The organism is Winogradskyella wichelsiae, from assembly GCF_013403925.1.
In the GTDB taxonomy this organism is placed as follows: domain Bacteria; phylum Bacteroidota; class Bacteroidia; order Flavobacteriales; family Flavobacteriaceae; genus Winogradskyella; species Winogradskyella wichelsiae.
In genome coordinates this window covers 1-10,761 of sequence record NZ_JABFDJ010000003.1, presented here as the reverse complement: position 1 = coordinate 10,761, position 10,761 = coordinate 1, and the positions used below count along the sequence as shown (strand labels likewise).

Below are 10,761 nucleotides of genomic sequence, written 5' to 3'. Positions count from 1 at the left end.
TCTAAAATTATTATGAAGAAATTATTTTTATTAGGATTATTTACCGTTGGATTTATAGGATTATCAAGTGCTCAAGAAATAGCTGACAATGCTATTGGATTAAGATTAGGAGATAGTGATGGTTTTGGGACAGAAATTTCTTACCAACGCGCATTGGGCGGTAATAATAGATTAGAGGCTGATTTGGGTTGGAGAAGTGGTAATAACTATGATGGTTTTAAATTAGCGGGTTTATACCAATGGGTTTGGAATTTAGAAGGAGGATTTAACTGGTATGCTGGAGCAGGTGGAGGACTTGGTTCATACAGTTACGATGACAATTATGATAATAATGGAGATTATGATGAGACTTTTGTTTTTGTTGCTGGAGATGTAGGATTAGAATACAGTTTTGATTTCCCTCTATTATTGTCATTAGATTTTAGACCAGAATTAGGTTTTGGAGACTATAATGACGATTTAGATTTCGATATAGCTCTAGGTGTCAGATACCAATTCTAAAAAAATAAATGACATATAATGTATAGACCACCTTTAACGAGGTGGTTTTTTTATGTTATAAAATGTCTATTTTAGATGGGCTGTTTTTCACTTAAATATTTCCAATAGCGTTTGGGAATATGTCTAATATGAAGTTTCATATTTTTACGCGATTCAATATTAGTGGCCTTAAAATAATCTTGCCATAGTTTTTGAAATTCAAATTCTTGTGTGGCAAAAAACGCATCGTTTGTTTTGGTAAAATCAAAATTATCAGGAAAATCCATTTGCATTACTTCTACATTTTTTAAATCGTAAAACATTCCATAATTCCGTTTAATATCATAGATCACCCATTTTTGGTCGGCATAACGCCTTTTAAAATGCTTTTCAATTAAAGGTAGCACGTTAAAATCGGGTTCTATATTGGCAAAATAAATATCATCTTTTGTAAGTCTGAATCTTACAAAAGCTTCCATTCTATGCTTTTCTCGACCTACAGATTTTGCTATTTGTGCTATTTTTAAAATGGAAGGGTGCGAATAATCTTTATCAACTTTATGATACTGCGAAAAGGTATATTGTATGTAGTCTAAAAGCAAGTCCTCTACTCCACTCTGTTCACTTAAAAAGGCATAATATAATTGGTAACTTCCTTGTGAAGATAATTTAGATTTTATGCCTTTCCATACCCGATTAGCTTTAGCTTCATTTGTATGAATGGTTTCATTTTCTGAAAACAAACCTTGCTGTACAGTAAACTCATTTTGAATCGTTACCGTTTTCAACTTATGCTCAAACACATAAAAAACAGCAGACAGAAATCCATCAAACGTGCCATCGTATATTAAATTTTTAGCCGTCATTTACCCGAATAAATTCAATTGATTACTTAATGTTTTTTGATATTTACTAGTGGAATTCTGAAGTATAAATCCTTTTATTTTTTCGGGTGTTAAATCTCGTTTTTCAAACTGATTACTTTCGCAAACCATAAAATACTGTGCTCTATTTAGAGCGACTCCTATTTTTTTGAGGTGTTCCCAATTTAGTTTTCTAAAACGCCTAGCGTTAATAATTTTAAATACCGATTTCATACCCAAACCTGGTATTCTGGCTAACATGCGTTGATCTGCTGTATTTACATCTACAGGAAATTCATGTAAATTTCGCAAAGCCCAACTTAATTTTGGGTCTACGTCTAAATCTAAATTCTGATGTTTTTCGTTTAAAATTTCGCTGACATCAAAACCATAAAAACGCATGAGCCAATCCGTTTGATACAATCTATTTTCGCGAAGCATTGGAACCTCGCTTCCTATTTGCGGCAATCGACTATCATAACTTATAGGTACGTAACCCGAATAATAAACGCGTTTTAGATTATAATTTTTATAAAAATGATTAGACGTTTGCATGATCTGAAAATCATTCTCACCACTGGCTCCAATAATCATTTGTGTACTCTGACCTGCAGGAGCAAATTTAGGTGTACTTTTTATAATTTTCTTTTCAGCATTGTATTGAATAATTTCATTTTTCACCTTTACCATTGGCTTAATAAAATCTTCTCGTTTTTTATCTGGTGCTAATTTTTTAAGTCCAGCTTCTGTAGGTATTTCAATATTAACGCTTAATCGGTCTGCGTAGAGTCCGGCTTCACGCATCAATTCATCTGAAGCTCCAGGAATAGATTTTAAATGAATATAGCCATTGAAGTTTTCTTCTTGTCGTAATTTCTTTGCCACAGCGACCAAGCGTTCCATGGTATAATCTGCACTTTTAAAGATACCTGAACTTAGAAAAAGCCCTTCAATATAATTCCTTCGATAAAAATTAATCGTTAAATCTACCACTTCTTGCACTTTAAAAGCAGCACGTTTAACATCGTTGCTTTTTCGGGTAACGCAATACGCACAATCAAAGATACAATGATTGGTAAGTAGAATTTTTAGTAATGATACACAGCGACCATCTTCGGTATAGGAATGACAAATCCCCATTCCTGTGGCATCACCTAATCCTTTGTTGGTATTAGCACGCTTACTTCCGCTAGACGAGCATGACACATCATACTTTGCAGCATCTGCTAGTATTTTTAATTTTTCTTGGGTACGTTGAAATGACAAATGTTTTCCTCTTTAAATTTAATTTATTTTATAAAATACAAAACTACTACATATAGCAGCTTTAAGTTACCTCTAATTGTAGCAATTAGTAATTATAATTCTTAAACGTGTAAATGGGTTAAGATTTTCAGGAAATCCTTTAAATGCTTTTAGTAGTAAAACGTAAATTTAATTATTATGAAAAAATTCATAGTCTTAATCACAATAATCCTGAATCAACATATGAGTGCACAGCACATTATACCTGAAGATATAAAAGACAACGTAGAAACTGCCTTGCAATATTATCCGCAACTGGAGCATACTAAAATTGAATTTCGCTTTAAGAAAAATATAAAAAAATCTACCATGCAAGCGCGACCTATGTTTAGTAGTTTTTTTAAGAGTCGAAAAAATAGAAATTATGTCATATTGATTAGTGAAAAATTTCAGATTGCAGATAAGGAATTTTCAACACGTCATATTCCTGATGCTATATTTATTGGGTGGATTGGTCATGAATTAGGCCATGTGATGGATTACCAAAACCGAAGTAAACTAAATTTAGTTTGGTTCGGATTAAAGTATCTTTTATCTCAAAATCATGTTATAGAAGCGGAGCGTGCTGCCGATAGTTTTGCTGTGGCTCATGGCATGGAAGATTATATTTTAAAAACTAAAGATTTTATTTTGAATAATGCAGATATCACACAATCTTACAAAAATCGAATTATAAAATACTACTTATCTCCAGAAGAAATAATGCATTTAGTGGAAGAGCGGGACGCTAGTAAGTAACTTAATTTAACAGAACATATAGGAACTAATGAGCTGTAATCACAATTTTAGCTACAAGATTCATTCTGTTTCTCACTTATTCTCAAGAAGCTATTCTTTAGATAATAGCTTCTTTTATTTGATGTTTTAAAATGTTCTACGTAATAATTACTCATTAATAAACGCTTCCCAATCAGCAAATTTTTCCTCTCCCATAACACGCTCCATTTTTACTTGCCCTCCTTTTTTCTTGTTTCTTTCGTTCCAATCGTGAAAACGACTTGGTGAAATTACTTTGACCTTTACACCTTTTAAAGCTTTGCTTCTTGCTACTTTATAATTTTTATTGGCTGTTTTTAACGCTTCATCTAAAGCATTTGCCATTTGTTTTTCATCTGCACCTTTAAGGTCAGATCCTAAATACCAATAATGATAAAATTCATCATCATCTCCACGTTTGGCGCAAATGGTATATTCAGGAATTGTAGTATTAAATTGTTCTTCTAATTCTCGCATAGCAGTATCCATTTTATTTACTGACAATTGAGAACCCACGGTGTTAAGAAAGAATTTTGTTCGACCTGTAATTTTAATTTCAGCACGTTCTATATTTGTAAATTCAATAGTATCACCTATTAAATAACGCCAAGCACCACTAACGGTGCTAATTATTAAAACGTAATCTTGATCTAATTCCACTTCGTCTAAAGTTAAAGCTGGTGCTTCATTTTTAAGAGAACCGTCTTCATTTATGTATTCAGGTTTAAAGGGCACAAATTCAAAATAAATACCATTATCGGTATTTAATTGCATGGCATCAGTTTCTGGTCTGACTTGCGTTGCAATATAACCTTCAGAAGCCAAATAAGTATCAATTACTGTGACAGGTTTACCTAGTAAAGCCTTAAAACTTTTTTCATAAGGAGCGAAAGCGACACCTCCAGAAGTATACACTTGTAAGTTTGGCCAAATCTCATGAATATTATTTAGATTATGATAGTCTATTACTTTTTGAAGCATTAATTCTATCCAAGATGGAATTCCGCTCAAAGCACCAATATCCCAATCTTTTGCTCGCTCTGCTATTTTTTGCACACGCTCGTCCCAATCTTCAATTTGTGAAATCTCTTCTCCAGGTTTATAATAGCCTTTAAACCATGATGGAATATTACTTGCGCTAATTCCGCTAATTTCACCTTCTAAATGATTATTGCTTTCTTCTAGGTCCGTTGAGCTACCAAGCATCATAATTTCTTTTTCGAAAAAATCGGCAGGAAGATCAAAATTCTTTAGAGCAAACACCTGTTTGATTCCTGCATTTCTTATCGCTTCAATCATGGCATCTGTTACCGGAATTCGTTTACTCGTTTTCCCTGTAGTACCAGAACTTAGAGCAAAATATGATGGTTTTCCTGGCCAAGTAATATCACTTTCTCCTTCGTGATATTTTTGCCACCACTTATTATTAATTTGATTATAATCGAAATAAGGTACAGACTTAGCAAAACTTTTTTGCGGATTAGAAGTTTCTAATATATGTTCAAAATCATAAAATTTACCGAACTGCGTATTCTTAGCGGTTTCTAGTAATTCTTTTAAGACTTTTTCTTGTGCTTCTTCATGAATTATTTCAGACGAAAATGTGTCTTTCAATTCAATTACTCCCTTAATAATGTTTCCTAAAATGGCCATTTTTTCGATTATAAATATTAAAAATTTCTTTTTTACTAAGGTCATTAAATCGGTAGAAACAACGTATTCCGTTCGCTAAAAGAATTAACCCATTTAGAAAATTATGGTTAAAATTATTTTTCTTTGAATTATCAAAAATAAAATATGCGCTTTTAGCGTTCTAATTTCAACCATTTATTATTTATAACTGTATAATTTAATCCGATTAATCTAAAAATTATATGAGTTAAAATAATCTAACCAACCATGACATATTTGGAGGAACAAAAAAATAAAAAAACATGGATGATTGGTTTAAATTTTCTACAGATGAATCTTTGTCTACAATAATTACTGTTATAGGCATTTATATTACTTTAATCATGGTAACACGGTTAAACGGTAAACGTAGCTTTTCTAAAATATCTAGATTCGATATTGCTATGACGGTTTCTATAGGTTCTGTTTTAGCCACAGTTATAGTATCTAAATCAATGACGCTTCAATATGCTATTCTAGGTTTAGTCATTATATATAGTTTACAAATGTTGGTTGTAGCGATTAGACACTGGAAACCTATTCAAAGTTTAGTAGATAATAAACCTACTTTTTTAATGAAAAATGGTCAACTTTTAAGAGATAATCTAAAAAAATGTAAAGTGACCGAATCTGATGTAAAAGCCAAATTACGAGAAGCTAATGTTATTCGACTTTCTGAAGTAAAAGCTATTATTTTTGAATCTACAGGAGACATTTCTATATTACATGGCACTGATGATAAGTTGATTGATGATTGGATTGTTGATTTTTAAAATCAATTAACCTTTAGAATTTAATCTGGTATGGCTGTTATAGTCTAATTTCATTAGAGTTTATTTATCATGAAAATCGTAAAAATTATGTAGTTTTGCACATCTAAAAATAAAAATTTATCATTATGAAAGATACTGCTTTATCCGCTACTCACGAAGCACTTGGTGCAAAAATGGTTCCTTTTGCTGGTTATAATATGCCTGTGCAATACGAAGGTGTAAATATTGAACACGAAACCGTAAGAAAAGCTGTAGGTGTTTTTGATGTCTCGCATATGGGAGAATTTTTAATTGAAGGACCAAATGCTTTGTCTTTAATACAAAAAGTATCGAGTAATGATGCTTCTAAATTAGAAATTGGTAACGCACAATACAGCTGTTTACCAAATGATGATAATGGTGTTGTAGATGATCTAATTATATACAAATTAAAAGAAGAAACTTATTTATTAGTTGTTAACGCTAGTAATATTGAAAAAGATTGGAATTGGATTACTTCAAAAAATGATATTGGTGCTGAAATGCGTAATTTAAGTGAAGATTATTCGCTATTGGCTATTCAAGGTCCAAAAGCAGTTGAAGCTATGCAATCTGTAACGAGTCATGATTTATCTGCTATTAAATTCTACAACTTTATTGTTGGTGATTTTGCAGGTATTGAAAATGTAATTATTTCTGCTACAGGTTATACAGGTAGCGGTGGATTTGAAATATATTGTAAAAACACTGAAGTAAAACAAGTTTGGGATAAAGTCTTTGAAGCCGGTGCTGATTTTGGAATTAAACCCATAGGTTTAGCAGCAAGAGATACTTTGCGCTTAGAAATGGGATATTGTTTATACGGTAATGATATTGACGATACAACATCTCCTATTGAAGCAGGTTTAAGTTGGGTTTGTAAATTCAATAAAGAATTTACAAATAGCGAAGCTTTAAAAGCTGAAAAAGAACGTAAACCTGAACGTAAATTAGTAGCTTTTAAATTGGACGAACGTGGAATTCCACGTCATGGTTATATTATTTTAGATGCCGAAGGACAAATAATAGGTGAGGTAACATCAGGAACTATGAGTCCTAGTTTAAATATTGGTATTGGTATGGGTTATGTTTCTAAATCTTTTGCGACTATAGATAGCAAAATATTTATTCAGGTACGTAAAAAAGCGATTCCTGCAACGGTTGTAAAACCGCCTTTCTATAAAGGTTAATTGATTAGAATGTAGCTTGATTAATGACGAAGAAGAAATTAGACCCTCAAAAACATCGTATACTTATACTTGGAGCAAGTGGCTACATCGGAAATGCTATATATAAAGAGTTAAGTCCTTATTTTAAAACCTTTGGAACTTATAGAACACCTCTAAAAGCCTTTGAAATTAATAAACAATTCTTCCACTATAACTTAGAAGAAGATGATGTTTATGAAATTTTAGAGGCTTGCAAACCGACCATTATTATTTCTGCACTTCGTGGGGATTTTAATGCACAAACGATTGCACATCAACATATCGCAGAATACGCATTAACATTTGGATCTAAAATCATTTTTCTTTCGTCTGCTAATGTTTTTGATTCTTACAGTAAATTTCCAAGTTACGAATTAGATAAAACTCTAAGTCATAGTATTTACGGTCATTTTAAGATAAAGATCGAAAATTTACTTTTACGTCTTCCTGAAAAGCAAGTTGCTATTATTAGAGTTCCTATGATTTTTGGTGCTGCCTCTCCTAGAGTTGAAGCACTAAAGCAAGCAATTTTAGACCATGAAGCTGTTGAAGTATTTCCTAATTTAATTATGAACGTTATGTTAGACAAGAAACTAACACAACAAATTCATTATATTATAAATAGGAGTAAACATGGGGTATTCCATTTAGGAAGTACTGATTTAGTATACCATAATGAATTTATAAAAGAAATTATAGACTTATTAACGGATAAAAAAGTAGTTTTAAAACAAGTCTACACATCAAATGAAGATCGTTATTTAGCAGTTTTACCAAAGTTTAATAAGTTACCTAAGCATCTTCAGATTACGAGTCATGAAATTATTGAAGAACTAACTAAATGATTTTGTTTTACATCTAGTAAAGTGTTATTTTTAATGCAACTAAAACCATATTATGAAACTAGATGACGCTACAATAGAAAAGAAATTATTAAACTTTCCTGATTGGGATTACTACGAGAACGCGATTCATGCCGAGTTTGAATTCGAAAATTTTAAAGATTGTTTCAGCGCAATGAGTAGAATAGCTTTTGAATGTGAAGCTCACAACCACCATCCGGATTGGAGTAATTCTTACAATATTTTGAAAATAACTTTATCTACACATGATGCAAAAGGTGTAACTAATAAAGATTTTAAACTGGCAGAGGCTATTGAAGCGATTGTAGAGGTTGAAGAATAGTTGAACAACTGATTTTATCTATTCTAAAATTTTACAAATGTGAGCTGCATAATAGAAAATACAACTATTAAGCACCTCACATTTTATGTTTTTACGAGTCATTAGCTTTTATCTCATATTTTTTTTGCATTTTAATGCTTTCGTATTCAAACAATTTTCAATATTTTCTTAGCTTTGCTACGGTTAAGAATTTCACTTAGTAAATGCTATGTGTTATTTCTATTACACCACTTAAAACATAAAACCTAACAAGATCACTGTTTTTACAGAGATTTAAAATAAATTTTAAAATGGGAAGAGCTTTCGAATTTAGAAAAGCAAGGAAAATGAAACGTTGGTCAGCTATGAGCAAAGCCTTTACACGTATTGGTAAAGATATTGTAATGGCGGTAAAAGATGGAGGTCCAGATCCTGATAGTAATTCGCGTTTAAGAGCTGTAATACAGAATGCAAAGGCTGTAAATATGCCAAAGGTCAACGTAGAACGTGCTATTAAAAAAGCAAGTGAAAAAGGCCAAGGTGATTATAAGGAAGTCCTTTTTGAAGGTTACGCACAACATGGTATTGCTGTGTTGGTTGAAACTGCAACGGATAATAATACACGTACGGTAGCTAATGTTCGTTCTTATTTTAATAAAACAGATGGTAGTTTAGGAACTTCTGGTTCGGTTGTTTTTATGTTTGATCATACTTGTAATTTTAAAATTAAAGGTGATGATTTAGATTTAGAAGAATTAGAATTAGAGCTTATAGACACTGGTGTAGATGAAATTTTTGAAGACACTGATGAAGATGAAAACGGAACGGAACATACAAGTGTTTTGATTTACGCACCGTTTGAGAGTTTTGGAAGTATTCAGTCTTATTTAGAGGAAAATAATATTGAAATTATTTCTTCTGGATTTGAACGTATTCCACAAGTTACAAAACAAGTGACTCCAGAACAAGCAGAGGATGTTGAAAAACTTCTAGAAAAATTAGAAGAAGATGATGATGTACAGAATGTATATCATACTATGGAAGAAACTGCAGAATAGTTTCTTCCCCTAATTATTATTGACATTTACATATAAAAAAATCATGCTTATTTGAGTTATTCAAATATTTAGTTTAACTTAATTGTTTAATATTCAACACTAAACACACAAATTTATTTATTTTTGGATAGGTTTGTGTGTTTAAAAGTGATTTAATTATTCGATTATTATGACTATAATACTTCTACCTTTAGAACATAAAAACATTGATATTATTGGAATTAAATTTTCTTTTAACTATAAATTAAAAGAAAGTTTAAAAACCTACGAAGCTGTTAAATGGTCTAATATGCATCGTATTTATTATGTTCCGGATAGTGCAAGGGATATATAATTTTCTAAGAGAAAAAGGACATTATATTGATTATGGAGCTTTAAAAAAGCCTATAGCAAAAGCTAATACAAAATCTAAAAAAATACTTAAGAGTTCTCAAGCTGAACTTTATAAAAATCTACAACCCGAAAAGCGAATAATTATAAAGGAGTGTGTTGGTTACTTAAAAAGTAAACGTTTAAGTGAAAGTACAATATCTACTTATGGTCATTTTATACTTCGTTTTGTAGATTTCACAAAAGATATTCCTAAAATCGAATGGAATATAAGAACGCTTGAGCTATTCTTAGAAAAAGTGATTGCTTATGAAAATTATAGTATTAGCAGTCATAGACAATGCATTAGTGCATTAAAATATTTTACAGCTTTTTGTAACGTGCCTGATTTTGATTCTCAAAATATTGAACGCCCCAAAAAGAGTCGATACCTACCTGTTGTTTTATTTAAAGAAGAAGTTATTGATCTTTTACAAGTTACCAAAAATCTAAAACATCGCGCTATTATTGGACTAATTTACTCTAGTGGATTAAGAATTGGTGAATTATTGAATTTACAATTAAGAGATATAGACTTAGACAGAAATCAATTATACGTAAAACAAGGCAAAGGCAGAAAAGACAGAACGGTTGTTTTGAGTCAGGTTTTAAAACCTCTACTTCATAATTACATTAGTACATACCGGCCAAAAACTTTTTTTGTAGAAGGTCAACAAGGTAATATTTATAGTGCAAGTTCGGTACGTAGTTTTTAAAAAAAATCGTGTGAATTAGCAAATATTTCCAAGAGTGTAACACCACATACATTAAGGCATAGTTTTGCAACACATATGTTAGAAAACGGTGTAGACTTGCGCTATATTCAAGTTCTTTTAGGACACAGCAAACCAGAGACCACAATGATCTACACCCATGTGGCCCAGCATAGTTTAATGGAAATAAAAAGTCCTTTAGACGTTACGGTTGGCAATATGACAAAAATGGATAATAACAACGAAAAACCGTTGTTATCCCGAAAATTTCAATGATAATTTACTATTATTGTGATGATATAACCAGTTAACTACAAGCTGTCTCGCCAACTAACATTTTTCTTAAATTGAAACATCGTAAGCCCTAATTTGATTGATTACTC

11 protein-coding genes and 1 pseudogene are annotated in these 10,761 nt (G+C 31.4%); 9 read left to right on the top strand and 3 right to left on the bottom strand.

The genetic code is table 11. From position 1 onward, the window contains the following. Positions 1-12: 12 nt before the first annotated feature. The gene (locus HM985_RS07350) at positions 13-501 is read left to right on the top strand and encodes a hypothetical protein (protein ID WP_179375963.1); all 489 of its coding nucleotides are present in this window, start codon (positions 13-15) and stop codon (positions 499-501) included. 71 nt (positions 502-572) lie between these two features. Here the strand turns inward: HM985_RS07350 and HM985_RS07345 are convergent, their stop codons facing one another. Both HM985_RS07345 and HM985_RS07340 read right to left on the bottom strand, forming a co-directional pair. After that, entirely contained in the window at positions 573-1,346 is a 774-nt protein-coding gene (locus tag HM985_RS07345; protein ID WP_179375642.1) for a TIGR03915 family putative DNA repair protein, read from the bottom strand. Continuing rightward, on the bottom strand, positions 1,347-2,609 hold the full coding sequence (locus HM985_RS07340) for a putative DNA modification/repair radical SAM protein (protein ID WP_179375641.1): 1,263 nt from the start codon (positions 2,607-2,609) through the stop codon (positions 1,347-1,349). Between the two features lie 177 nt (positions 2,610-2,786). Between HM985_RS07340 and HM985_RS07335 the strand changes: the two genes are divergently transcribed. Further along, positions 2,787-3,386 (top strand): hypothetical protein, encoded by a 600-nt coding sequence (locus HM985_RS07335; protein WP_246284972.1) that lies wholly within the window; start codon positions 2,787-2,789, stop codon positions 3,384-3,386. Between the two features lie 147 nt (positions 3,387-3,533). Here the strand turns inward: HM985_RS07335 and HM985_RS07330 are convergent, their stop codons facing one another. Further along, complete coding sequence (locus tag HM985_RS07330; RefSeq protein WP_179375640.1) at positions 3,534-5,057, bottom strand: GH3 family domain-containing protein; 1,524 nt, start codon at positions 5,055-5,057, stop codon at positions 3,534-3,536. Between the two features lie 281 nt (positions 5,058-5,338). Here HM985_RS07330 and HM985_RS07325 point away from each other — a divergent pair, with 281 nt between their 5' ends. The 7 genes and pseudogenes from HM985_RS07325 to HM985_RS07295 all read left to right on the top strand — a co-directional run bounded on the left by HM985_RS07325 (position 5,339) and on the right by HM985_RS07295 (position 10,654). Next, entirely contained in the window at positions 5,339-5,848 is a 510-nt protein-coding gene (locus HM985_RS07325; RefSeq protein WP_179375639.1) for a DUF421 domain-containing protein, read from the top strand. A 125-nt stretch (positions 5,849-5,973) separates the two neighbouring features. Continuing rightward, positions 5,974-7,056, top strand: coding sequence for a glycine cleavage system aminomethyltransferase GcvT (gcvT, locus tag HM985_RS07320; protein ID WP_179375638.1), 1,083 nt, complete (start codon positions 5,974-5,976; stop codon positions 7,054-7,056). A 23-nt stretch (positions 7,057-7,079) separates the two neighbouring features. After that, on the top strand, positions 7,080-7,919 hold the full coding sequence (locus tag HM985_RS07315; RefSeq protein ID WP_179375637.1) for a sugar nucleotide-binding protein: 840 nt from the start codon (positions 7,080-7,082) through the stop codon (positions 7,917-7,919). A gap of 52 nt (positions 7,920-7,971) precedes the next feature. After that, on the top strand, positions 7,972-8,259 hold the full coding sequence (locus tag HM985_RS07310) for a 4a-hydroxytetrahydrobiopterin dehydratase (RefSeq protein ID WP_218843385.1): 288 nt from the start codon (positions 7,972-7,974) through the stop codon (positions 8,257-8,259). 290 nt (positions 8,260-8,549) lie between these two features. Further along, positions 8,550-9,296, top strand: a complete 747-nt coding sequence (locus HM985_RS07305) for a YebC/PmpR family DNA-binding transcriptional regulator (RefSeq protein ID WP_179375636.1) — start codon at positions 8,550-8,552, stop codon at positions 9,294-9,296. 169 nt (positions 9,297-9,465) lie between these two features. Then, on the top strand, positions 9,466-9,630 hold the full coding sequence (locus tag HM985_RS07300; RefSeq protein ID WP_179375635.1) for a hypothetical protein: 165 nt from the start codon (positions 9,466-9,468) through the stop codon (positions 9,628-9,630). After that, a pseudogene (locus HM985_RS07295) lies at positions 9,602-10,654 on the top strand (tyrosine-type recombinase/integrase). Before HM985_RS07300 ends, HM985_RS07295 begins: the two are co-directional and overlap by 29 nt. Positions 10,655-10,761: the final 107 nt, after the last annotated feature.